Origin of the sequence: Pseudanabaena biceps PCC 7429, from assembly GCF_000332215.1 — a bacterium.
GTDB classification, from domain to species: Bacteria; Cyanobacteriota; Cyanobacteriia; order Pseudanabaenales; family Pseudanabaenaceae; genus Pseudanabaena; species Pseudanabaena biceps.
Genome location: NZ_ALWB01000064.1, coordinates 1 through 24506 on the forward strand (window position 1 = coordinate 1; position 24506 = coordinate 24506).

Below are 24506 nucleotides of genomic sequence, written 5' to 3' on the forward strand. Positions count from 1 at the left end.
TGGTCAACGTATATTCCCGTTAGCTTGTGCAAGTCCCGAGCCGCATTTCGTTAGAAACGTTGGCACTCAGCAATAGACAATTTGCTTCTAGCTGCGGACTCAATCGACTGCGTTTTTTCTAAACCTAATTGTGCAACTTGTTTGACTCTAATTTGCCATGTTCCTAGACTGGTCTGGATCTTTCTGCTTCTTCCTGTTCTTGTTTTGCTGCTGCTGCTTAAAAAAATTTCCGATCTCTGGTGCTACTTCTTTGAGCAAGTGGTCTCTGACTGCTAATTCTATGCTGTTAAAGCTTTTTAGCTCTTCTTTTGGGGTATTATTCAATAGAATTGCCGCCGCAGCTTTTAGATGTTCTTTCTAGAACTTTGCTTTCTTCGGGTGTCATCTTTTTTAACCTCATTTTTTATTCATTTTCTCATATGTCATCTATAAGTAGAAATACTCATTGCATTAGTGAGATGCTCCCTCTTATATCTTCAAGTTTTTCTATAGCCTCTAATATTGTCAATTCAGGATCTTGCTTTCCCTCAGACAAAATAGATATAATCTGAGTCAAGAGCCAAATTTGAGATTCTTGATTATGTAAGTAATAAAATCTCTCTTTTTCAAGATTATTTTGGTCGTATTCGTCGCACTTTAACTCATTTTCATTCTTTGGATTAAGTAATGCTTTCATTACATCAAATATATATGGCAAAGGGAATTTGCAATTTGTAAATAGTCCAAGTAAGAACCATCCTATCCCAACACATAAGAGTAAAAGAAAGGCAAGTATATGATTGATTATATTATTAGTTCTTGAGCCTTTTAATGTGTTTAGGCTTCCTAAGAACTCTGAAGGAGATAATGTGTAGTAGTATGTATGATTAACTTGCGAGTTAATGTATGTATCCCTACCAGATTGAGTTACATTAGAGTTTGAAACATTACCTCCAATATTCTGGTTTTGAATATTGTCTTTTTCATCTTCAGGCTCATAGTCAGGAAAATGATAATAGTCCATTTTAAATATTATCTAGATACCTAGAATCTGTCTTGCTGCTCCCAGCCAACTAGCCACACTACCTAGAATAGGTTGTAACTTCTGCAACTCATTAGCAGCTTGGTTTGAGTCCTTCAATAAATCTACAAATCGTTTGAGACTTAGAGCCACAAAGTCTTTACTTGGCTGATCTTGCTGAACCTCATTTTGGGCAGCCTTAATATGTGATATAGCTTTACTAGATGTATTCTCAGGTAGTGTTGATTCATGCACTAAACTTTCGATATGTCCGAGCAATCTTAAAATTTCATCTGTAGTAATTGGCTTATTTAGGTTAACATTATTGTCTTGAATAATATGTGAGTCTCTACCTGATTGCGTTACAGTGCCTTCAACAGAGCCAGCAAAAGACTGAGATTGAAAGAATGGCTTTTGAAACATAATTAGATTTAAGATCTCCAAATAATGAATTTTTTTGTATTGTATCCCATCAAAACTATCAAAGGTTATTGATTAGATCGAAAATCCTATTAGCAGTCATAAATAGAGCAAAAGCATTTTTGTTTTCTTACTTAGTTCATGGATAAACTCTCACTTTTCCCTACCGAAGATGGGTCTGTTACCTTCTGGTCAGAAACCTTTCAAGAAACCTTTCATAGTTCCCACGGGGCAAAGCACGAAGCCGAAGCTAAGTTTGTTATTCCTGCCAAAATTGCCGAAAAAGCCAAATCTCAAACGCAACTCAACATTCTCGATGTTTGCTATGGCTTAGGTTATAACTCGGCAGCCGCGATCACTAGTGTCTCCGCATTGCCAGAACCCTCTGCTCATCTACATATCATCGCGCTTGAAAATAATCTTGAAGTTCCCCAAAAGGCGATCGCCGCAGGCTTAGTAAATATCTGGGAACCAGCGATCGCGCAAATTCTCAAGATTGCTGTCGAACAGAGATCGGTCGAAACCAAAGATGTCACCTTACAACTCCTGAGCGGTGATGCTCGTCAAACCATCGGTCAAGTGCCTACAAAATGGGCTGATGCCATTTTTCTCGACCCCTTCTCACCGCCCCATTGTCCCCAACTTTGGACAGTCGAATTTATCCAGCTTCTAGCCAACTGCCTCAAACCCGACGGCTATCTCGTTACCTACTCCTCATCCGCCGCCGTTCGTGCTGCCATGCTTGCCGCAGGATTGCAAATTGGCGCGATCGCCCCCATCGGACGCAAATCCCCCAGCACCATCGCCGCCTTTGCCCCCACAGCGCTACCACCTATCTCCGACACCGAAGCCGCATTTCTCTCAACTCGTGCCGCGATCCCCTATCGCGATCGGACTTTGCAAAGCACAGCCTCAGAAATTATTGCGCTCCGCCAAAACGAACAAAAAAATAGTAATCTTCCTCCTAGCTCCAGTCTTCGCAATAAAAAATAAGCAATTAACCCGTTGACATGAGTTTGAAATTAATTGTCTGCGATATGCGATCAGTTTATGTCCCAAGAACGCAAATATTTAGTGGCTTTATGAATATTAAGTGTTAATTTTCAATTCCCAAAAGTGTTGTCACACTTTCGTGAATTGGTATTACTTGTGAGAATCATAACTTTGAAAAGCTAAACTAGAATTAAAAAGGAAAAGAGGGCAGATTATGACCATCAAAGAGCAGTTGATTCGCGAAATTGAGCAAGCACCTGAAGCATACGTCATAAAATTTATGCAGGTTTGGCAGTTTGCCAAGCAGCCCTCTAATTACAGCATTGAAACTAAATTATCTGATTTCTTTCGTCAATCACCACTTGCTGAAGTTGGTGCCAATGGAGAGTTAGATCTTAGCCGCGATCGCAGTCTATCGCCTGATCGATTTATCTTATGAATTATCTACTCGATACCTGCTTAATTTCTGAACTAGTTTCCAAGCAACCTAATCAAAGAGTGATGGATTGGCTTGATGCTCAAGACTCTAATTCACTTTATCTAAGTGTGATCACGATTGGTGAAATTACTAAAGGGATTACTAAGCTCTCTACATCTCAACGCAAAAAAGCCCTATATATCTGGGTAGATCAAACTCTCCCCAATCGTTTTGCAGGAAGAATTCTAGGTATTGATATGCAAACGATGTTGGTATGGGGCGAGCTAGTTGGCAATCTGGAAAAACAGGGGCGACCATTACCCATGATGGATTCGCTAATTGCGGCGATCGCTCTTTACAATTCTTTATCCCTTGTTACTCGTAACGAAAAAGACTTTTCAGGATCGGGAGTTGCAATTGTAAATCCTTGGGTTAGTTAAAAATATTGTGAAATTTTCGTTGGAATGATCCATCACTTTGTCGATTAAAGCTGTTTATGAGGAAGGAATAAGCAGCTATAGGCAAATTCAATCACAGCAAAACAAAAAATAACTTGCAAAAAATATAGACATTGGATCGATCATGCTCTAACATAGATGATCGCGACTTTTTTGGCATTCCTCATGAACGCTGTTGAAATCATACGCTCAATTGAAGCGGAATATATCAAAACGGATCTCCCCAAAATTTATGTGGGAGATACTGTCAAGGTTGGAGTTAGGATCAAAGAGGGCGGCAAAGAACGTACTCAGCCATACGAAGGCGTGATCATTGCAAGGCGTGGTTCTGGCATTAACTCTGTCATTACCGTTCGTCGTGTATTTCAAGGAGTAGGAGTTGAGCGAGCCTTCTTGCTGCATTCTCCTCAAATTGAAAGCATCAAAGTGATCCGTCGCGGTAAAGTGCGTCGTGCTAAGCTCTACTACTTACGCGACCTTGTTGGTAAAGCAACTCGTCTTAAACAGCGATTTGATCGCCCACTATAGAACCATCTATGGTTATACTAGTTATCGAACACTATTTTGATATAGCAATCGATACATTAGATATAGCTAGTTGCGCGTCAAGATCCTGTTTACATTACGTGCGTCCTTAGTTCAGTTGGTAGAACGCAGGTCTCCAAAACCTGATGTCGGGGGTTCGAGTCCCTCAGGGCGCGCTTCACCAATTTCACAATTTTTAAATTACTCAAGTTTTTTCAAGATAGTACTTAAACCTATCGCATTTACAAAGATTGCAAAGGAATCGCAAGAGTTGCCGCTATGACGAAAAACGAACTGAAAGAGCAACCAAGAGAAGTATCCAAGAATGAATCAGATGTCCCATCTGGCTCTTCTGGCATATTTAATCTTTTTGCAGAATCTAAAGCCGAATTCGGTAAGATTGTTTGGCCGACTCGCCAGCAGTTAATTAGTGAATCTGCATCCGTTCTTTTGATGATCGTTGCAGTAGCAACCTTTGTTTATCTGGTTGATGCCTTGTTTAAGGCGATCGCATTGAAGGTGTTTCAATAATGTTTACCGAGGACATCGACCCCCCATCTAGCTTCGACAATGGAGACGTACTGTTTCAATGGTACGCCGTTCAAATTGCTTCGGGCTGTGAAAAAAAGGTCAAGTCAAGTCTAGAACAACGCATCAAAACCCTTGATGTAGAGGATCGGATTAAGCAGATTGAAATTCCGCAAACGCCGACCGTCAAACTTAGAAAAGATGGTAGTCGATTGACCTCTGAGGAAAAAATTTTTCCTGGGTATGTTCTGATTCAGATTAAAACTGTCAGAAATGAAATTGGGCAGTTAGAAGTTGATGATGATGCATGGCTTGCTGTCAAAAGCACCCCCCATGTTATTAACTTCGTCGGTACAGAACAAAAAAGACATTACGGTCGCGGTCGCGGACATGTTAAGCCTCGGCCATTGACCGAGAAAGAAGTCGAAAGAATCTTCCGTGTCACCGTCGAGCAAGAGCCAGTTCTCAAAATCAACATGGCTCAAGGCGACAAGATTAAAGTGCTTAACGGACCTTTCAAAGACTTTGAAGGTGAAGTGGTGGAAGTTAGCCCAGAGCGGAGTAAACTAAAAGCCCTTCTTTCAATCTTTGGTAGAGACACCCCTGTAGAACTAGAGTTCAATCAGGTACAAAAGCAAAACTAACTCACTCAAACGCAGGTTTGTAGATTTTTTAACGGCTAAAATCAATGGCTAAGAAAGTTACAGCAATTATCAAGTTAGCACTTAATGCTGGTAAGGCTAGCCCAACTCCACCAGTTGGTCCTGCTTTAGGTCAGCATGGTGTCAACATCATGATGTTTTGTAAGGAATATAACGCCCGTACTGCCGATCAAGCAGGCATGGTCATTCCTGTAGAAATATCTGTATACGAAGACCGAAGCTTTACCTTCGTTCTGAAGACTCCTCCAGCATCTGTTCTTATTCAAAAAGCTGCTGGCATTTCTTCTGGTTCTGCTGAGCCCAACCGTAAAAAAGTTGGTTCCATTACTAGAGATCAATTGCGTCAGATCGCTGAAACCAAGATGCCTGATATCAATGCAAATGATATCGATGCGGCAATGAAGATTATTGAAGGCACTGCTAAGAACATGGGCGTTACCATCAACGCTTAATTGTTTAAGTTTTGCTAGTCTTCTCGTCCATCAGTTCAAAAATAAAAATTTTAGTTGGGGGAGGAAATTAAATTTTCCGATCGCACCCCTAAGGATCAACCATGGCAAAGAAAGTATCAAAGCGCTTAAGAGAAGCGCAAAGTAAAGTAGAAGATCGGGCTTACGCACCTATCGACGCTCTAGAGCTAGTTAAGGTCACTGCAACCGCTAAGTTTCCTGAGTCCGTCGAAGCGCATGTAAGATTGGGTATCGATCCGAAGTACGCCGACCAACAATTGCGGACGACGGTAACCTTACCTAAGGGAACTGGACAGACAATTCGAGTAGCAGTCATCGCGCGCGGTGAAAAGGTTGCTGAAGCTACTGCCGCAGGTGCTGATATCGCTGGTTCTGAGGAACTAATTGATGAGATCAGCAAGGGACGCATGGATTTTGACTTGCTGATTGCTACACCTGATATGATGCCTCAAGTGGCTAAGCTTGGTAAATTGCTTGGTCCAAGAGGATTGATGCCTTCACCTAAAGGTGGTACGGTAACTACTGATCTCGGTGGTGCAATTAATGAGTTCAAAGCTGGTAAGCTAGAATTCCGCGCTGATCGTACAGGTATCGTCCATATCCTGTTTGGCAAGGCAGCTTTTCCCGCCGAAGACTTGCTAACTAATCTCAAAGCTTTGCAAGAAACGATTGATCGCAATCGTCCTTCTGGCGCAAAGGGTAGATACTGGAGATCGCTTTATGTATCTGCAACTATGGGTCCAGCGATCGAAGTCGATGTCGCTGCTCTACGCGATCTCAAACTGGCAGAAGCCTAAAGCCTTTTAAAGTCATTGTCTAAGAGAATTGTCTAAGAGATTTCTATCCAAATAGAATCCGATTAGAAAAAATTTCTTAGCGTAAGTAAAGCCAACTCTTAATTTGTTCATAAGCCTAGAAAGAAATTTCTTCAACTGAATATATCCATAGACAGCAGGTGCTAATGGCTTAATTTCCTGCCGAGGTGTTTTAAAAAGATTCTTCAAAGAATGCTTTTTTGAGCCTCGGTCTGTGAAAAGACGAGGCTTTTTTAATGGCTTAAAAGATCCACATAGTCACTTTAACGGCTCATCACACCATTAAAGTGACTCCAAATACAAGGAGGTGAGAACCATATGGGTAAGACCCTAGACCAAAAAAAAGTTTTAGTCGGAGAAATGACCAAAGAGTTTGAAGGAACTCAGATGGTTATGGTGATCGATTATTCAACTTTGACAGTAGCTGAAATTACCAAACTCCGCCGCTCACTCCGTCCCACGGGTACGGTGTGCAGAACTACCAAAAACACCTTGCTTAAACAGGCTATTTCTGAAACTCCTCAATGGAAGTCTCTAGAAGACTTTCTTGTTGGTCCTTCAGCTTGTTTATTTGTCAAAGAAGACATTGGTGGCGCTGTTAAGGCTTATCAAGCTTTCCAAAAGGAATCTAAGAAGACCGAACTTCGGGGCGGTGTTTTGGAAGGTCGTGCGCTGACTGCAAAGGATTTGCAAGCGATCGCCGATCTCCCTTCTAAGGAAGTGCTTATCTCGCAAATTGCTGGGGCAATCAACGCAGTTACTGCCAAGATCGCGATCGGCATCAAAGAGGTTCCTCAATCTCTGGGTAGAGCCATCAAAGCTGTTTCCGAAAAAGAAGCTGCTTAATGAGTCACTTGGCTATTAGCGCTTAGCTATTAGCTCAAATCTCTACAAAGGAAAGCTAAAAGCTAAAAGCTAAAAGCTAAAAGCTAAAAGCAACCAAACCTAAAACCCAATCTAATTAACTAAAGAGAAAAACTATGTCTGCAAAAATCGATAGCATCATTGAAGAACTAAAGACTTTGACCCTTCTTGAAGCTTCTGAATTGGTTAAAGCGATCGAAGAAACCTTTGGCGTTTCGGCTGCTGCTCCTGTTGGTGGCGTAGTTGTTGCCGCTGCTGGTGGTGGCGCTGCGGTTGAAGAAGTTGAAGAAAAGACCTCCTTCGACTTGGTACTTGACGAAGTTCCCGCTGACAAGAAGATCGCCGTTCTGAAGATCGTTCGCGAAATTACTGGCTTAGGACTTAAGGATGCTAAGGATCTTGTTGAATCTGCACCTAAGACCGTTAAAGAAGGTCTGCCTAAGGCTGATGCTGAAGCTGCTAAGAAGCAGATCGAAGAAGCTGGTGGTAAGGTTTCCATCAAGTAATTGTTGGGCTTCACTTTGCTAATGTTCCGCAATGCGGAACATAAAAAACAATAATAAAGGCACGCATAGCGTGCCTTTATTATTAATGGGGGATGCTTGGCATCTCACAATTATTTTGTATAGGTATTTGGGTTTTATGAACGATCCCCTCTCAGAATTATTTGCGGTGATTGTCGATCGCCGCGAGCATCCGCAAGAAAGTTCTTATACCTGCAAATTATTTGCGGGTGGTGATAACAAGATTTTAAAGAAAATTGGCGAAGAGTCTGCCGAAGTAGTTATGGCTTGTAAAGATGCAGATCCCGATGCGATCGCTTCGGAAGTTGCCGATTTGTTTTATCACACCCTTGTGGCGATCGCCCACCACCATGTCGATCTGCAATTGGTATACGACAAGCTGGCTCAGCGGCGCTAAAGAGTCTGAAAACATGACTGCAAAAGTAGCATTAAAAAAATACGAGGTAGTTTTTTAATGCTGCTGCCCGAAATACTTATTAATGAAGTAAGATTACCTATGAATTGATCGAAGGGTAGATTGCTGTGGCATCAAATAGTGTAGAGCGTTCTCAGTCTCTTACGGGCAGTATTTTAAAAGGCACTCTCAAAGCAGTTGGTGGCACTTTACTAGGCATCATTATGATTGGTGGTGCGGCGGTAGCTGGTGGACTGGTGGGATTGGCACTCAGTTTCCGCGATCTGCCCGATGTCAGAGTTCTGAAAGGTTACGTACCCGTTGAAACCACCTATATTTACGATATTAATGGTGGGTTAATTGCAAGGTTACATGGCGATGTTAACCGCGAAGTCGTTACCCTTGATCGCATATCTCCACACCTAAAGCGATCGGTTTTAGCCATGGAAGATGCCTACTTCTATACTCACAAGGGGGTTGATCCCAGCGGCATTGGTCGCGCGATCTTAGCTAACTTTAGTGCAGGCGGAACCGTGGAAGGCGGATCTACTCTAACCCAGCAATTAGTTAAAAATTTATTTCTATCGAACGAACGCAGTCTGAACCGAAAAGTTGCTGAAGCTGTTTTAGCAATGCGGGTCGAACAGGTTTTTACTAAGGAGCAAATCCTTGAAATGTACCTCAACCAAGTATTTTGGGGAAAAAATACGAATGGTGCAGAGACCGCATCGCAAAATTATTTTGGCAAATCAGCGGCGGACTTGACCCTTGGGGAAGCTGCGATGCTTGCAGGTACGATCCAAGCCCCTTCAGTATTTAATCCCGTTGATAATTTTGCTGAAGCCAAGAAACGCCAAGGATTAGTACTAGATCGGCTTTTAGAATTGGGATGGTCAAGTCCTGCGGAAGTTAAAGCGGCAAAAGCTCAAAAAATAGTCATCCGTAAGCAAGGAATTTCCTATGAAGCCAGTCGTGTTCCCTATGTTTCACAGGCGGTAACGGCGGAATTAGAAGAGAAATTCGGTAAAGATGTGGTCTTGCAAGGTGGACTGCGTGTCCAGACGACGATTGACCTAAAGCTCCAACGCATTGCCGAAGAGGTTGCGGCTGAGGGACATAAAGATTTAGTTGATCGCGGAGCCTATGCCGATCAATTGGCTTTAGTGGCAGTCGATCCGCGCACGGGCTTTGTCAAAGCTCTCGTGGGTGGGGTTGGGGACTTCGACAAAAATCAATTTAATCGAGCCGTGCTCGCTAGAAGACAGCTAGGTTCTTCCTTCAAGCCTTTTGTGTACTACGCTGCCTTTGCTACGGGTAACTACACTCCCGACTCGGTGATTGATGATAGTCCTATGACTATTCCTGATGGTGATGAACCCTATATCCCCCGCAACTACGACAATAAGTTCTCTGGTCCTATTACGATTCGTCAGGCGATCGCCGTTTCTCGCAATATTCCCGCTCTGAAGTTGGGGATCGAGGTTGGGGCTGAAAATGTGATCGCTATTTGTCGAAAATTAGGTATTACCAGCCCTCTCAAACCTGTTGTCTCCTTGCCCCTTGGTGCGGCTGATGTCACACCTCTAGAAGTTGCAGGAGCCTATGCCGTCTTTGCCAGTGGTGGCTACAAGTCGAAAACCACATTGATCGCCCGTGTGACCGATCGCAATGGCAACCTAGTTTTAGATAATACTCCCAAACCCGAATTAATCCTCGATCCGATCGCCGTTTCCTATCTGACCGATGCGTTACGCGGAGTAGTTACCAATGGCACGGCAACTGAGGCGCAAATGAGCGACGGCAGACCCATCGCAGGTAAAACGGGTACTACTTCAGATTTCCGCGATGCATGGTTTGTCGGTTATGTGCCGCAGTTAGCCGTAGCAATTTGGATCGGTAATGATGATTACACGCCTATGGCAAATGGTGTCACTGGTGGTGTATATGTAACCCCAATTTGGCGCAAATTTATGGAAAGAGCTCTAGCAGGTCAACCGATCGAGCAGTTCCCCGTGCCGAGTGAAATTCAAGATAAAGAGGGTAGCAAGAAGCCCCCACAGAAAAACTAAATTAGCTATTGTATTTTCGGTTCTCGCTTAGATTATGCCTCTGATTATGCCTCTACAGAGTTTTTCACAAGCTATGGCTCAGACGTTATTTGTTATTCAGTTGTTGTTCTACTCGACAATTGCCTCTGTGGTGATTAAGTATGCCTTACCCTATTGGTCGTTACTGAGCGGCTTAGATGTAGAGGTGATGAATTTGTTGTCTTTAGGATTGATTACTTTGCCTGTAGGGCTATTCGCCTTTGTTTTGTGGTTAAAGCGTTAGTTTGGAGAAATTCCATACGTTATACCAATTCCCAAAAGTAAAAGCCTTGCTACGCAAGGCTTTTACTTTTGGGATTTTGAAATTTGCCAGATTAACCCGAATTAACGTTATTGAAATTTAGAAATTAAATTTAGAAATGCTTGAGCATTACAAAACAATTGCGACCATCGTTGGTCGTTTCGTAGCGAAGATTGTCAGCGACAGTTTTCGCTATGATTAAGCCTCTTCCTCCCGTAGGAATATCATCAACGCTTTCAAATTCCTTGTTCTTTTCGGCTTGCTTAGCAGCGCGTTCAATTTCAGCCTGAAGATCAAAGGGTTCCCCGTAATCCCAAATTCGCATTTCTAAAAATTTTTCGGTTTCGTCAAGGGTAAGTTCGATATCAATGGGGGTTTCCTCAGACAGCCCCTCATGGGCGTACGAAACCACATTTGTGAATACTTCAACCAAGACGAGATTGCATTGCATCCAAGTTGGTTTTGGCAGTAAATTTTGTAACAACTGAAACCACTCTTGCAGTTTGGCAAGAGCATAAATATCACTGTTAACTTGTATATGAAACTGTTGTAACACTGATGATTTTATCTGATGTTTTTAAGATGAGATGCCACTATTTAATTTTGGCATTAGTGGCTATTAATCTGCAAATTGCTGTGGCTATTGACGGTTATACCAACGCATTAATACCCCTGCAAGTTTGTCTGAGTCATGGCATACGGTACCGTTGTTTTTTTCTCGCATGATATTTGCAAGTAAAACAGGACAACGCATACTTGCAAGATTGTCGCGATCTAGCTCCGTAAAGTGGGAACCACAGGAAGCATAGTGTTTTAGCGATCGCTCAGAGGGGGGATGTCTTTGAGCTAAAACCACATCAAACAGTCTTACCCCAGCTAATTCGTCTAAAACTCGTACATAATCAGATACAGCATAGCCGTCGGTTTCGCCCACCTGACTCATGATATTACAAAGGTAGATCGATGGCACATTGCGATCGATTAATGCTTGGAGAATCTCTGGAACCAGTAGATTCGGAATGATGCTTGTATATAAACTTCCAGGACCAATGACGATCAGATCGGCTTCCCGAATATCTTCGATCGCTTGGGGCAAACCCTTGGGGTTATCTGGCTTACAGCCAATATGTTTGATTTTGCCCTTGGCTTCGGGGATATGGGATTCTCCTTCGACATAGCGTCCATCTTCAAATTCCGCCCAAAGAACCATGTGATCGAGGGTGGCGGGCAGGACGCGACCGCGCACCGCTAAAACCTGCGAACTAGCGGCGATCGCCTTTTCGAGATCGCCCGTAACCTCACTCATTGCCGTCAGAAATAGATTGCCAAAGCTATGACCTGTGAGCCCTTCTCCTGTTTGAAAGCGATATTGGAATAATTCGGTAACTAGCTTTTCTTCATCGGCAAGGGCGGCGAGACAGTTGCGAATATCCCCAGGCGGCAAGACTCCATATTCCCTGCGCAATCTTCCTGAGGAGCCTCCATCATCGGCAACGGTGACGATCGCTGTAATGTTGGCGCTATATTGTTTCAGCCCGCGCAACAGATTGGATAACCCCGTACCACCCCCTACGGTAACGATTTTAGGTCCTCGATTAAGTTTGCGGTGGGAGACTAGTAACTCTAAAAGCTCTTTGTCTTGGTTTGGCATCAAAACTTGGGTGATCGAGCCGAGGGCGCGTTTTTGCCCTAGCCACAATAGCCCGATGCCAAGGAGTAGGGCGAGGGGACCACTCATATGTCGGGGCAGGATCGCGACCAAGGTGTCAAGGGTATTACCGATTAGGCGCGACAGAAATAATATTGGGGTTAATCTGGCGGAAATGGCAATTCCCAGCACGATTAATAAGATTCCGAGGATGCTAACTAGTAGCCACCGTTTAACCAATAGTCCCGGCAAAAACCACTGAAATCCCCTCAGCCACTTGCTAGTTTTAGCGGTTGGACGATATCGATTAGCTGGAGGCTTTTTTATGGGCTTCATCTAGCATCCTGTAATATGTACCAGCACTTCGCGGGTATGTCCCAAATTGCGATGTTCCCAAACAAAGATTCCCTGCCAAGTACCGAGGGCAAGTTTAGCATTAGCGATCGGGATTGTCTCAGAGGTTTTGGTAAGGGTGCTACGAATATGGGATGGCATATCATCAACTCCCTCAGAAATATGACGATATTGACTTGCATCTTCAGGGATTAACTTGCTAAAAAAGGTTTCTAAATCCGCCAGTACATCGGGATCAGCGTTTTCTTGAATGATCAGACTTGCCGATGTATGGCGCAAGAAGACATTGCATAATCCCATCCTTATCCCTGAATGGGCTAAAACTGCTTCCACTTGACGGGTGATATTGTGTAATTTTTTGCCATTAGTACGTAGGTTAATGGTCTGCTGTACCATACGCAGCGGCATTTGCAGGGTCTCTAGGGAATTTGCATTCATGGCGTTCATAGCGTTTATCAGTGATGGGTTTGGGTATCTAAAAATGCGCCAACTATGGATAATGCTACCACTGGGGCTGTGATGGCGGATAATACCCGATCGCCTAATGATACGGGGCTAAATCCTGCGGCGATCGCCATTTCTTCTTCCCTAGTTGTCCAGCCACCCTCACAGCCAGTGGCGACGATCGCCTGCTCGATACTATTAGTGGTTTGTAAGCTAGTAAGCAAGTGCGGCACATTGGGAGTAGTTACACAAATATACTTGCCATGAGTTGGTGGTAATGTCGCGCAATATGCGAGCCATGCCAAGAATGCTAGTGGGGGCTTAATTTCAGGTATATGGCTCCGCAGGGATAGCTCGGCGGCTTCCTCGGCGATGCGCTGCCAGCGATCTCGCTTTTGGTTGCCGATCTCAGTCCCTGATTTAATAATGGTGCGATCGCTAAATAATGGACTAATTTGTTGCACTCCTAATTCCGTCGTTTGGCGAATGATTGATTCCAGATTACTACCCTTGGGCATGGCGACCCCCAGACTGATGGGAATCGCTAATTCCGAATTGTTTTCTAGTTTCGCAATAATATCGGCTTTGTTAAAATCTTTGCCTAATTGGGCTAACCACCATCCACCGAGGCGATCAAGAGCAATAAATTCGGCGTTAACTTCTAAGCGGAGGACATTACTTAAATAATGTCTTTGTTCGGATGTGAGCGAGATCTGGCTATCGATTTGTAAATCTGACGAGACTTGATGGGGTTGCAAGGTCACCCTTTGCAATCTCCGTTTTTGAGGTTGAGGCAATAACACAGGATTTTTTAGAATAATTATTAAAATTCAATTGGCAAAATGTGAATAATACCAATTCCCAAAATGGCAATGCCATTTTGGGAATCTCAAAACCTTACGGGGTTTGCTTTTTAATACACTGAAGTGTTGGCTCACTTCAGTGTATTTTGACGATTATTTGGGGCTAAATAACCATCCTTTTTTCCAAAAGTAAAACAACAGTCCCCCCGACATTCCCAACATTCCCAGCCAGCATAGAACATAGCCATAGGGCAGCTTTAATTCAGGCATATTGCCAATTTCAGTATCGAAATTCATGCCATATACCCCCGCCACAAATGTTAAAGGGATAAATACCGTAGAAATTACGGTTAAAAAACGCATAACCTCGTTGGTGCTATTACTTAGGGAAGATAGGTAAATATCCATGAGGTTGGCGGCTAATTCGCGGTAGGTTTCGACCATATCGATGACCTGTACTGTGTGGTCATAGCAGTCGCGAAGAAAAACTCGTACTTCGCGATCGATTAAGGGACTTTCTTCACGAATTAACGCATTGATAGCATCGCGCTGAGGCCAGATCGCCCGTCTGAGCAGTAAGAGTTCGCGCTTGATTTTATGGATTTTATCGAGGGTTTGGCGAGTGGGTTTCTCCACCACTTCATCTTGCAAATCTTCAAGTCTTTCGCCATAGTCCTCAAGTACGGGAAAGAAGCCATCGACGATCGCATCGATCAGGGCATAGGTAAGATAGTCTGACCTTTGCGATCGGATTACGCCGCGATTACGATGAATGCGTTGGCGGATTGGTTCAAATACGTCATTTTCGGGCTCCTCCTGCACCGTTAGGACATAGTTTTTACCTAAAATTAAGCTGACTTGCTCGTCGTAAAAGCCCCTACCATCTTCGCGACTAGTTACCATGTGCAAAATGATTAGTTCTTGATCGTCAAAACTTTCTACTTTGGGACGCTGGGGAATATTGACGATATCTTCCAGTACGAGATCATGGAGACTAAATACTTTACCTAGACGCTGCAATACATCTTCAGAGCCTAAACCTTGGACATCAACCCATGACACTGAATGACTATCGAGATAGGGAATACAATCTTCGGGTGTGGCAAGCTGAACCCCCAAAGCTTCCGCCGCATTGTAATCAATCAAGAAAATATTGGGAATGCTAGCATCCGCATCAATGATTAACGTTCCTGGTGGACTTCCTGGTTCTGGCTCGTTAAAGTCATAAAACTCCAATTCATCATCATTATCAGAATCATCTTCAATGGGACTGGGCTTAAATCTGGTGGGGTTATGAAGCATGGTTAAGCGAGTCATGAAATACACTTGTCAGTGTGCCACATTGTTAAGTCTAGTCCGTCTATAAAAATGTGGGAATCACAACACTTTGCAACACCAGCATCTTTTTATATTTTTTCTGAAGTTTATGAAATGTCAAATAGTCCGCAAAAGCCTAAAACTAGATCGGTTTAATTTTCTATCGATCGCTGTTTTGGCTAGTCTGGGTTTAAGTAATAGTTTGGGGGGAAAAGCGATGGCAGGGGCTTTACCTGAACAAATTTTATGGGGTAAACCGACTTGTGATGTGAGTAAGGCGGAAATTTTGCGCAAACATGAATTACGAAAATCAGCTTTGATCGCTAACACGAATAATCCGAATGCTAAAGCCCAATATCAAGCCCAATATCAAGGAATTATTCAAAAACATAAAGCCGACCTCCAAGCCTGCCGCGATCGCACTGCACCGCAAACTCAAGCAACTTGGATCAGACTGTATCCTAATGATGCTAAAGCAGGGGTGTTAGAGGATGTATTTGATAGAATGGCGAATCGCGGTTATAACCAAGTATTCGTCGAAGTTTTTTATGATGGACGGGTCTTGCTGCCCGTCGCCGATAATCCGACCCCTTGGCGATCGGTGATGGAGGAGGCGGTAAATGCGGGTGAAGCGCCTGCGGATTACGATCTCTGGAAAAAAGCGATCGCGATCGGGAAGGAGCGAGGCATCAAGGTCTATGGTTGGTCATTTACGATGAACTTTGGCTATGGCTATAGCGAAATTAAGGGGCGATCGGGAGTTGTGGCAATTAATGGCGATGGGGATAACAGTATTGCCAATACTAATTTTGATCGCAAGCTGGTGAGTAATGGTCGGGCTTTTTATGAAGATGCCTATGAAGCCGATCACCTGTTTGTCGATCCCTATAACCCGATCGCTAAAGCCGATCTGACTGCGGCGGTTAAAGCCCTGATGCTGCGCCAGCCCGATGGCATGGTATTTGACTACGTGCGCTATCCCACCAATACCACGGGGAATTTAATCGATAATGTCAAGCAATTATGGATTCATGGGGCAGCTTCGCGATCGGCTTTGCTCAATAGCATCGATAATCGCAACGTGCGGGAATTGATGGCGATCTATCTCAAAAAAGGGGATTTGACAGCGGATGATGTTGTGCAGACCGAGAAAAAGCTAACGGAATCCCTCAAGGTCAAGCCCACTAATATCAAAAATCCTGCGGAAACAGCCACGATCGCTGAAGGTTTATTGTGGAATATTGCTACGAACCATGCCTATCAGGGAGTAATTAATTTTGTCTCTACAATTTCGGCTCCGCTCAAGCAAAATAATATTCCCATCGGTACGGTCTTTTTCCCCAATGGCAATCGGGTTGAGGATGGTAAATATGAGGCGAGAATGCAGCCTTGGGATCGTTTTCCTGCCTATATGGAACGTCATCCGATGACCTACGCTCTTTGTAGCGATGGTAAATGCGTTGCCGAACAAGTTGCCGAAGTCGTGCGCCAAAGTCCTCCTGAAACCCTAGTCTGTCCAGTCTTAGCGGGCACTTGGGGGCAAGGTTTTGACGGGCATCCCAGTTTTGAAAAGCAAATGCAAGCTATTCTTGCCATCGAGCCAAAAATTAGTTGCTTCAGTCACTTTGTCTATGCATGGTTTGAACCTGAAAGCGATCGCCTGCGTAAAGCTGGTAAGGCTACAGGACTAGAGTCAGCGACTATACCTAATTGATTTTGGAGAGAGGGTTTGCGTAGCAAACCCTTTCTCCAAAACCGTTTTTGATAATGGTCGGCAGCACGCCGACCATTATCAAAATTACTTGAGTTCTGATAGGGCTTTGCGCGCTTGAGCTAGACCATCGATATTACCCTGTCGATTAAAGAACCGCTCGGCATTTTCGAGCATTTGCCGCGCCTCACTCGTTCGTTGTTGTGATGCTAATAATTGACCTAGGGCTAAGTAAGTCGGTGCATCTTCCGTATCAATATCGAGAATTTGACGATAGGCAACGATCGCCCCCGATAACGAACCCTGCTGAATATAGAGAGCGGCAATCCCCTTTTGTAATTCGATGGCATTGCTAGAAGAAATATTCTTGGCGGCGGCAGCAGTACGCAATGCCGTGATCGCTTCAACGTAATTACCTTGACTCTGGAATACTCTAGAAATAGCTAGATTAGCCGAGAAATGGCGAGGATTGATTTCTAAGGCGCGTTTGTATTTTGCGATCGCTTCTTCCGTTTGATTTTGGTCGGCGAACAATCCCCCGATCGCCACTAAAACATCGGCATTGAAAGGGGCAATTTTATCCGCTTGGTTGTAAATATCAAAAGCACCCTTGCGATCGCCCTTAAGCTGCAAAACATAGCCTAAGTTCAGGTAGCTCTTAGCTTCGTTGGGAACGGCGGCGATCGCTTGGCGATAAATCTTGATCGCTTCAGGGTAGTTTTTTTGCTCGGTCAGCAGAAAACCCACACTGTTATAGGCATCAATATTTTGCCGATCTAAATTGATGGCCCGACGATAGGCTGTCAAAGCATTGGGATAATCCTTGATGCGGACATAGACAAAACCGAGCGCATTAAAGGCTTTAGCATTGGTTGCGTCCAGTTTTGTAGCCTTTTCCAAAGCCGTGATCGCCGCAGAGTAGTTATTTTGTTGGGTTAATAAAAAGCCCAGACTCGTTAGAATTTTAGAGTTTTTGGGTTCGAGATTTGCTGCTTGTTGATAGGCGGCGGCAGCTCCTGATATGTCATTTCTTTGCCAAAGTAGCTTTCCTCGTTTGATCCATTCCGTGGCATCCTTTGGGGATTGGGCATAGGCGCGATCAGCGCGATCATTAGTTGGGAGAGAGATTGCTCCTGCGAAGGCGATGGCTAGAGCGAGAGTTAGTCTGGGGAGTGAACGAAACAAGCGCATAAGCTTTTAATTTGCGTTAACGAATTTTATCCTTAGGTATAGAACCTTTGCCGATAAAAATTCTATTCTTCTGGTTTTAACTCTTCTATATTAACAAGATTAACCAGATCGACAGAGTTCGGTGCGTTACGTGCATCAGTAAAGTCCGTGCCCTCAATGCTCCTTAGGGTTGACAGATAGGTTCCTGTCAAATCCGCCCCGATTAATTTGGCATTCGCAAGATTAGCCCAATTTAGCTTGGCATTAGTCAGATTCGCCCGACTGAGATCGGCTCCAGCCAGATTTGCTCCCGTTAAATTTGCCCTCGTAAGATCGGCTTCCGTGAGATTTGCACCCCGCAGATCGGCTCCATTTAAGCAAGCCCCAGTCAAAAAGGCATTCGATAGATTGGCGCGACATAGACGCGATCGCGTGAGATTGGCACTGGTCAAAAACGAATTACTAAAGTTGGTCTCAACTAAAATGGCATCGCTGAGATCGGCTTCGATGAGAAAAGCTTCCGATAGGTTCGCCCCAATTAATGAAGCTTGTTCCAGAATCGTGCCGTTCAAGTTGGCTTGAATTAAAATCGAGCCACTCAAATTAGCGCGGTTTAAATTGGCAAGATTCAATTCTACATCTTCTAAATTCGCTATATCGAGGGTGATCTCTTCGAGATCCGCCTCGATAAAATTTGCCCCAGATAAATTGGCCCCAGTTAAAATTAATCCCACAAGCGATCGCTTGCTAAAATCGCGATCGCCTGAAGCGTAGCTGTCAAGAAGTTCTTTGGCATTCATGGTTGATGGGGTGATTAGGGACGGTAACCCGAAGCAATCAATTGTGCAACCGATTTGGCATGATACGACAAGATAATATCCGCTCCCGCCCGCTTCATGCTCAGCAGAGTTTCAAACATGACCTTCTTTTCGTCGATCCAGCCAAGCTGGGCAGCAGCTTTGATCATGGCATATTCACCGCTCACGTTGTAGGCCGCTACAGGTACATTAGTCGCATCTTTTACCTTAGCGATGATATCTAAATAAGCTAGGGCAGGCTTGACCATGACGATATCCGCTCCTTCCGCAATATCTAGATATACCTCCTTAATTGCTTCGCGAGAATTGGCTGGATCCATTTGATAGGTTTTCTTGTCCCCAGATTTGGGAGCAGATCCGAGGGCATCGCGGAAAGGACCATAGTAGGCGGAAGCATATTTGGCAGCATAGGCGAGAATACCCACATTCTCAAAGCCATTGGCATCTAGTCCTTGACGAATTGCACCAATGCGTCCATCCATCATGTCGGAAGGAGAAACAAAGTCAGCTCCTGCGGCAGCTTGAGAGATAGACATTTTGACGAGAACTTCTACCGTCTCATCATTGAGGATTACGCCATTCTCATCAATGATGCCATCATGCCCGTGGGTAGTGAAAGGGTCGAGGGCAACATCAGTGAAGATAATAACTTCGGGAACCGCTGCTTTAATCGCTCTGACTGCCCTCTGTGCCAAACCTTCAGGATTAAAACTCTCTGTACCAGTGAGATCCTTTTTCTCTTCAGGAACCGCAGGAAAAAGAGCGATCGCCTTAATTCCCAAGGCAAAAATCTCTTCTACTTCCTTAACTAGTAAATCGAGGGTAAAGCGATAGGCTTCGGGCATGGAAGGAATTTCAACGCGATCATTCTCTCCTTCCATTACAAACATTGGATAAATAAAATCATCAACGGAGAGATGGTTCTCTCTCACGAGGCTGCGAACAGAAGGATTGCGGCGGAGGCGACGAGGGCGGTGAGTGAGTAGCATTGATGTTTCTTAATTTTTCTTAATAGATTTGGCGTAAAGATATCAAATCAAAACGCTCAAAACGCTTGTTTTTAAATTCCAATTATACCAGATTGGCAAACATAAAAATGCTTGTAAGTAGCTAGGCATAAGTAAACTTAAAACCGAGAAGAGCATACCGCCCGCTGCGCGGGCGGTATGCTCTCTGGTTTTGTTTTGTAATTATGCCGAACTACTTATGGTGGGGGATTCTATTCAGATTTGGACATATAAAGCTTCAATTGGTTCTTTTGAGAATTTGATTTGTCTGAATATGGTTGATAAAGGCTAGCCTTATACTTATAGATAAGTAGCTAGATAAGTAGCTAAGCGCAACTAAATATAAGACCTAAAAAGCTGTAGCGCACGCGCAGCGTGCGCTACAGCTTTTTAGGTCTTAATTATGCCCAGCCACTTAGTTCGGATATAAGCAGTTCAGCATAATTAAAAACTAAAATCAGAGAGCGTACCGTCCGCATAGCAGACGGTACGCTCTTCTCGGTTTTAAGTTTATTTACGCTTAGCACTGCCCTAAAAATTGGAAGGATAATATCAATGAAAGTATTTGTAGCTGGAGCCACAGGGCAAACAGGACGACATATCGTAGCTGAATTAGTAAGGCGGAATATTCCTGTGAGAGCCCTAGTTCGAGATGTAGAACTTGCGAAAAAACTCCTGCCCCCAGAGACGGAAACAGTGTTAGGAAACGTTATGTTTGCCGATGGCTTGATTGAAGCGATCGCCGATTGTGACCTGCTGATTTGTGCGACGGGAGCAAAGCCGAGTCTTAACTTCATGGAGCCCTATCTGGTGGATTATATCGGCACCAAAAATTTAGTGAAGGCCGCGAAGTCGAAGGATATCAAATGTTTTGTGCTGATTTCTTCCCTTTGCGTATCGAAATTTTTGCATCCTTTAAACCTCTTCTGGCTAGTTCTATTTTGGAAAAAGCAAGTGGAGCAATATTTACAAGACAGTGGTTTGAAGTATACGATCGTCCGTCCTGGGGGATTGCTTAACTATGAGAAACAGGGTGGGTTGGTCTTGTCCAGTGCGGATACTTTATTTGAGGGGAGTATCTCGCGTACTAAGGTGGCGCAGGTTGCCGTGGATGCTTTATTGGTAGAAGCAGCCCAGAATAAGATTGTCGAAATTGTTACTCAGGAGGCAATCCAAGATCGCCCGATCACAGAATTGTTTGCGATGGTTTAGTTTTTAATTCACAAAAGTGTGACAACACTTTTGTGAATTAAAGTAAGAGCCACGCACTTAAACCGTACAATCAAACCAAGCAAAAATGGCTAAAACTGTATTGATTACTGGAACCTCATCGGGAATTGGCCGGGCAACGGCTTTGTATTTCCAGAAACAAGGCTGGAATGTCGCTGCCACCATGCGATCGCCTGACCGAGAAATAAATAGAACCGATAGCTTAGCCAAGCTCGATCGGGTAGTTTGTATCGCGTTAGATGTAACTAACCAGACTTCGATTGCTGAAGCAATTGCGGCGGCGATCGCTAGGTTTGGTACGATCGATGTGTTGGTAAATAATGCAGGCTATGCCACGTTAGGAGCTTTTGAAGCTTCTACGCCTGAGCAAATCCAGCGTCAATTCGATACGAATGTTTTTGGATTAATGGCGGTTACGCGGGCTATCCTCCCCCATTTTCGCGATCGCCAGCAAGGAGTACTCGTTAATGTAGCTTCCATTGGTGGACGCGTCGCCTTTCCCCTTTATAGTCTTTACCATGCTACGAAGTGGGCTGTGGAAGGATTCTCTGAAGCTTTGCAGCATGAACTCCTATCCTTTAATATTCGTGTCAAAATTATCGAACCTGGTCCGATCAAAACTGATTTCTACGAGCGATCGTCCGATCGCGCAAGCAATGCTGGTTTTCCAGAATATCAGCCCTTTAGCGATCGGGTGTTAAGCAACCTTGATCGCATTGGTACAACAGGAGCCCCTCCTGAAGTGGTTGCCAAAACGATCTATCTAGCAAGTACGGATAAATCATGGAAGCTGCGTTATCCAGCCGATCCCTTGGCTAAGCAATTATTATTTTTACGGAAGATTTTGCCTGATTTTATATTTACTAAAATCGTGCGCCAGTCAACAAAAGTCTAGATAACAATAGCTATTGATAGCTATTGTTATCGCCCAATCAAAACCCAAGAAGAAAATGGCGGCGCTTCGCGCCGCCATTTTCTTCTTGGGTTTTAATCAAAGTTCAATAAGTAGTGGACGGTGCTCCGCACCGCCCACTACTTATTTATGCTTAATTTCCTGATATTGGTTTTGGTTTTGTGGTGGTAACTGGTTTGAGAGGAATATTATTGGACAGTAACCAGTCTTTGCCAATCCTCACGGTAATATCTGACTCAATATCACCTGTTGACTCAACAACTACTTCCCCAATCCCCAAGGCATCGCGAAGTTTCTCGGCAGTTTCGCGATCGCCATTTTGAGCAATAATCTGGGTTTTAGCGATGGATTTTGTCCAGCGATCGCTGGCAGGAAATACTTGGGCATATCCCGCTTTAGATAAAACCGTTGTTGCCTTCTTGGAGCCTTCAGGCTGGGACATACTATCTTGGATCGCCACCCGTAGACTTTGGGGAGAATCATCGGATGCACTTACCTCAGCTTGTTTCATGACTCCAAAACTCTGGTTCATGATCTTGGCAAGCAGGCGATTATCTAAAATCCAGTAGCTCAGATTATCAAATTCTCCAGGGTTACTAAATCTTCCTGGAGCCATATGCATCTGAATGTTTTTTCGATCGATTTTCGAGGTATAGCCTGCGATCGCCAGAAACTCTTCTACAGATAGATTGGTATCAATATTGTCTTTTACGATCGCTAGTACTTCGGGTAATTTAGTGATGCTTTCAGGCTTAAGCTTTTGATCGATAAAGGCACGGAAAAAAGCCTGTTGACGCTGGACACGCCCAATATCGCCCAGATCGTCATGGCGATAGCGCATATACTGAATCGCTTTATTCCCGTTTAATTTTTGCTGTCCTTGATTGAGATTAATATATAGATGTTGGCTGTCATCTTGATATTTCATCTTTTTCGGCACATATACATCAATCCCATCTAGGGCATCAATTAATTTGCCAAAGCCATTGACGTTAAAACGAATGTAGCGATCGATCGGAATATCACCAAGTACTTGGCTGACAGTTTGTGCCGATAGAGCTGCCCCACCTGCATAGTTGGCAAAATTGATCTTTGTTTTGCCGACTCCTTGAATATTCACACGACTGTCGCGGGGAATTGATAGAACGGCAACCTTTTTGGTAGAGGGGTCGAAACGGAGCAGTAACATTGCGTCACTCATGCCGTTGAGATTGTCGTCTAGCTCGGCTAAATATTTACCTTTAGGTCGAGATTGGGCATCAGGTAGGTCAGAGGTAAGCATGATCGTCCCTAACACCAAGATGTTAACTGGACGGTTTAGCGTTGGTACTCCTGCGATCGCCGAGGTCATGCCTTCGGAGTTACGATTAAATACTGCGGCTTCATCTGCTGATAGTTGGTGCTGCTGAAAAGGTCTGCTACTTAAGACAAATGCTAAGCCTGCACCTAGTCCCCCTGACAAAAGCGCCACAAATAACACTACAAAAAGTGTCCATTTATGTTTGATTGAAGCCACTTTGGGCTTCGGTGACTTGTTTGACAAATCAGATTTACCTAGATTGATGGGATTTGTTGCCACAGGTAGGGAATACTCCTCACGACTGAACGTTGACTTCAGCGATCGCCCATCCATGAGCGGGGATGGTACTCAATACGAGTTTTGATTTTAGGGCTTTTGGTAATTTGCCCCTCTCACTTAACTCTCACTTAAGAGTTTGCTACAGGGTTCTTAAGCTTCGCAGACTAATTTTCATCCAACTTTAGCATTGTAACGTAAATTATTATTACAAACGGCAATGTAGTCTATTGTGCGGAATCAAATTAATTTGACAGATTATGCAGGATATTTGGTCGGATAATACTACATATTTGCCAATTTAGGGATTATCCGATTGGGGCAAAACTTGTGAAATGAACCTAAAATTAACTGGGCTATACCAATTCACGAAAGTGTGACAATAAGTAGCTGGGCATAAGTAAACCCCCAAAAGCTGTAGAGCAAGCACAGCGTCCTCTACAGCTTTTGGGGGTTTATATTTAATTGCACCCAGCCACATTAGTAAGCGAATTAATATAAGTTGGGTATGTCCTTTTTGTTTTTATTGAGATTGTTGCAAGGTCTGCAAGTTGATTATGGAAGTTAGATTTCGAGAATGCGACTGGTTTGATTTATGGATCTGGATAAAATTTAATGAGGTTCCCTCTCAGTCAGAGAAGCAACTCTTAGACGAAGTATTTAATTCTTGGTTTTTACTGGGCAAATTAGGTGGCTTCAATGCTTGTAATATGCAGGTACAGGAAACGGGTGTGGATGTCAGTTACTTCGACTATGACAACCAAGCTGCCGAGGACGAGATGATGTCAGTCATGCATAATATGACCGATCTCGAATACGAAAATGAATGGGCGCGTTGTTGGGTTGACTTAGGGACGACCGATGCGATCGCGATCGATATCTTAGTTAATGCCTTGCGTCAGTTTGACAAGGAATATGTAGCGATCGAGGAAGTTATTATTGGCGGTCAAAATTCTGACTGGTTGGTCGAGCCTAAAAGCTTAGACGACGAAGACTACGATCGCTAAATTACAGCGCTTTGCGCTCAAATCCAAACCCAGCAACTTTTTGCAAGTGTTGCGAAGCAACACTTGCAAAAAGTTGCTGATATTTTTT

General features: G+C 43.9%; 27 protein-coding genes, 1 tRNA gene, 1 pseudogene and 1 other annotated feature. Of the genes and pseudogenes, 18 read left to right on the top strand and 11 right to left on the bottom strand.

From position 1 onward, the window contains the following. Positions 1-442 precede the first annotated feature (442 nt). Both PSE7429_RS09185 and PSE7429_RS09190 read right to left on the bottom strand, forming a co-directional pair. Positions 443-1003, bottom strand: coding sequence for a hypothetical protein (locus tag PSE7429_RS09185; protein WP_009626869.1), 561 nt, complete (start codon positions 1001-1003; stop codon positions 443-445). A gap of 12 nt (positions 1004-1015) precedes the next feature. Beyond that, on the bottom strand, positions 1016-1423 hold the full coding sequence (locus tag PSE7429_RS09190) for a hypothetical protein (RefSeq protein WP_009626870.1): 408 nt from the start codon (positions 1421-1423) through the stop codon (positions 1016-1018). 138 nt (positions 1424-1561) lie between these two features. Here PSE7429_RS09190 and PSE7429_RS09195 point away from each other — a divergent pair, with 138 nt between their 5' ends. From PSE7429_RS09195 to PSE7429_RS09260, 14 genes and pseudogenes are all read left to right on the top strand, one after another. Next, complete coding sequence (locus PSE7429_RS09195; RefSeq protein WP_009626871.1) at positions 1562-2413, top strand: tRNA (5-methylaminomethyl-2-thiouridine)(34)-methyltransferase MnmD; 852 nt, start codon at positions 1562-1564, stop codon at positions 2411-2413. 214 nt (positions 2414-2627) lie between these two features. Further along, a complete protein-coding gene (locus tag PSE7429_RS09200; protein ID WP_009626872.1) occupies positions 2628-2852 on the top strand; it encodes a hypothetical protein in 225 nt (74 codons plus the stop codon). Further along, complete coding sequence (locus PSE7429_RS09205) at positions 2849-3271, top strand: type II toxin-antitoxin system VapC family toxin (protein ID WP_009626873.1); 423 nt, start codon at positions 2849-2851, stop codon at positions 3269-3271. Before PSE7429_RS09200 ends, PSE7429_RS09205 begins: the two co-directional genes overlap by 4 nt. A 183-nt stretch (positions 3272-3454) precedes the next feature. Further along, positions 3455-3817 (top strand): 50S ribosomal protein L19, encoded by a 363-nt coding sequence (rplS, locus tag PSE7429_RS09210; protein ID WP_040687955.1) that lies wholly within the window; start codon positions 3455-3457, stop codon positions 3815-3817. 100 nt (positions 3818-3917) lie between these two features. Further along, a tRNA-Trp gene (locus PSE7429_RS09215) sits at positions 3918-3990 on the top strand. A 103-nt stretch (positions 3991-4093) separates the two neighbouring features. Next, positions 4094-4345 carry a preprotein translocase subunit SecE gene (gene secE / locus PSE7429_RS09220; protein WP_009626875.1) on the top strand — a complete coding sequence of 84 codons (252 nt, stop codon included), beginning with the start codon at positions 4094-4096 and terminating at the stop codon, positions 4343-4345. Then, positions 4345-4986 (top strand): transcription termination/antitermination protein NusG, encoded by a 642-nt coding sequence (gene nusG, locus PSE7429_RS09225; RefSeq protein ID WP_009626876.1) that lies wholly within the window; start codon positions 4345-4347, stop codon positions 4984-4986. Before secE ends, nusG begins: the two co-directional genes overlap by 1 nt. Positions 4987-5030: 44 nt before the next feature. Next, positions 5031-5456 (top strand): 50S ribosomal protein L11, encoded by a 426-nt coding sequence (rplK, locus tag PSE7429_RS09230; protein WP_009626877.1) that lies wholly within the window; start codon positions 5031-5033, stop codon positions 5454-5456. Positions 5457-5557: 101 nt separating this feature from the next. Beyond that, a complete protein-coding gene (gene rplA, locus PSE7429_RS09235) occupies positions 5558-6271 on the top strand; it encodes a 50S ribosomal protein L1 (RefSeq protein ID WP_009626878.1) in 714 nt (237 codons plus the stop codon). Positions 6272-6398: 127 nt separating this feature from the next. Further along, positions 6399-6533, top strand: a sequence feature (ribosomal protein L10 leader region). A 74-nt stretch (positions 6534-6607) separates the two neighbouring features. Further along, the gene (gene rplJ / locus PSE7429_RS09240) at positions 6608-7135 is read left to right on the top strand and encodes a 50S ribosomal protein L10 (protein ID WP_009626879.1); all 528 of its coding nucleotides are present in this window, start codon (positions 6608-6610) and stop codon (positions 7133-7135) included. 134 nt (positions 7136-7269) lie between these two features. Next, on the top strand, positions 7270-7659 hold the full coding sequence (gene rplL, locus PSE7429_RS09245) for a 50S ribosomal protein L7/L12 (RefSeq protein WP_009626880.1): 390 nt from the start codon (positions 7270-7272) through the stop codon (positions 7657-7659). Between the two features lie 142 nt (positions 7660-7801). Next, positions 7802-8074, top strand: a pseudogene (hisE, locus tag PSE7429_RS09250) (phosphoribosyl-ATP diphosphatase); the annotation flags it as partial. A gap of 125 nt (positions 8075-8199) precedes the next feature. Then, a complete protein-coding gene (locus tag PSE7429_RS09255; protein WP_009626882.1) occupies positions 8200-10140 on the top strand; it encodes a transglycosylase domain-containing protein in 1941 nt (646 codons plus the stop codon). A 34-nt stretch (positions 10141-10174) separates the two neighbouring features. Then, positions 10175-10402 carry a hypothetical protein gene (locus tag PSE7429_RS09260; protein ID WP_009626883.1) on the top strand — a complete coding sequence of 76 codons (228 nt, stop codon included), beginning with the start codon at positions 10175-10177 and terminating at the stop codon, positions 10400-10402. 130 nt (positions 10403-10532) lie between these two features. Here PSE7429_RS09260 and PSE7429_RS09265 read toward each other — a convergent pair whose 3' ends face one another. From PSE7429_RS09265 to corA, 5 genes are all read right to left on the bottom strand, one after another. After that, positions 10533-10976 (bottom strand): ATP-binding protein, encoded by a 444-nt coding sequence (locus PSE7429_RS09265; RefSeq protein WP_009626884.1) that lies wholly within the window; start codon positions 10974-10976, stop codon positions 10533-10535. 84 nt (positions 10977-11060) lie between these two features. Continuing rightward, on the bottom strand, positions 11061-12404 hold the full coding sequence (locus tag PSE7429_RS09270; protein WP_009626885.1) for a gluconeogenesis factor YvcK family protein: 1344 nt from the start codon (positions 12402-12404) through the stop codon (positions 11061-11063). After that, positions 12405-12830 carry a secondary thiamine-phosphate synthase enzyme YjbQ gene (locus tag PSE7429_RS09275; RefSeq protein WP_173400657.1) on the bottom strand — a complete coding sequence of 142 codons (426 nt, stop codon included), beginning with the start codon at positions 12828-12830 and terminating at the stop codon, positions 12405-12407. Between the two features lie 47 nt (positions 12831-12877). Further along, a complete protein-coding gene (locus tag PSE7429_RS09280) occupies positions 12878-13630 on the bottom strand; it encodes an RsmE family RNA methyltransferase (RefSeq protein WP_086004258.1) in 753 nt (250 codons plus the stop codon). A gap of 192 nt (positions 13631-13822) precedes the next feature. After that, positions 13823-14986, bottom strand: coding sequence for a magnesium/cobalt transporter CorA (gene corA, locus PSE7429_RS09285; RefSeq protein ID WP_009626888.1), 1164 nt, complete (start codon positions 14984-14986; stop codon positions 13823-13825). Positions 14987-15095: 109 nt separating this feature from the next. Here corA and PSE7429_RS09290 point away from each other — a divergent pair, with 109 nt between their 5' ends. Next, positions 15096-16700: a glycoside hydrolase family 10 protein gene (locus PSE7429_RS09290; protein WP_009626889.1), complete on the top strand. Its 1605-nt coding sequence runs from the start codon at positions 15096-15098 to the stop codon at positions 16698-16700. An 84-nt stretch (positions 16701-16784) separates the two neighbouring features. On the opposite strand, the gene PSE7429_RS09295 is transcribed toward PSE7429_RS09290, so the two are convergent. The 3 genes from PSE7429_RS09295 to hemB form a co-directional block, all read right to left on the bottom strand. Then, positions 16785-17882, bottom strand: coding sequence for a tetratricopeptide repeat protein (locus PSE7429_RS09295; protein ID WP_158467625.1), 1098 nt, complete (start codon positions 17880-17882; stop codon positions 16785-16787). A gap of 68 nt (positions 17883-17950) precedes the next feature. Then, positions 17951-18667 (bottom strand): pentapeptide repeat-containing protein, encoded by a 717-nt coding sequence (locus PSE7429_RS09300; RefSeq protein ID WP_009626891.1) that lies wholly within the window; start codon positions 18665-18667, stop codon positions 17951-17953. 14 nt (positions 18668-18681) lie between these two features. Continuing rightward, entirely contained in the window at positions 18682-19674 is a 993-nt protein-coding gene (gene hemB / locus PSE7429_RS09305; protein WP_009626892.1) for a porphobilinogen synthase, read from the bottom strand. 573 nt (positions 19675-20247) lie between these two features. Between hemB and PSE7429_RS09310 the strand changes: the two genes are divergently transcribed. Next, positions 20248-20904, top strand: a complete 657-nt coding sequence (locus PSE7429_RS09310) for an SDR family oxidoreductase (protein ID WP_009626893.1) — start codon at positions 20248-20250, stop codon at positions 20902-20904. Positions 20905-20989: 85 nt separating this feature from the next. Beyond that, on the top strand, positions 20990-21817 hold the full coding sequence (locus tag PSE7429_RS09315) for an SDR family oxidoreductase (RefSeq protein WP_009626894.1): 828 nt from the start codon (positions 20990-20992) through the stop codon (positions 21815-21817). Positions 21818-21968: 151 nt separating this feature from the next. On the opposite strand, the gene PSE7429_RS09320 is transcribed toward PSE7429_RS09315, so the two are convergent. Beyond that, positions 21969-23468 carry an LCP family protein gene (locus PSE7429_RS09320; protein ID WP_009626895.1) on the bottom strand — a complete coding sequence of 500 codons (1500 nt, stop codon included), beginning with the start codon at positions 23466-23468 and terminating at the stop codon, positions 21969-21971. A 500-nt stretch (positions 23469-23968) separates the two neighbouring features. Between PSE7429_RS09320 and PSE7429_RS09325 the strand changes: the two genes are divergently transcribed. Then, positions 23969-24418 carry a DUF3531 family protein gene (locus PSE7429_RS09325; RefSeq protein WP_009626896.1) on the top strand — a complete coding sequence of 150 codons (450 nt, stop codon included), beginning with the start codon at positions 23969-23971 and terminating at the stop codon, positions 24416-24418. Positions 24419-24506: the final 88 nt, after the last annotated feature.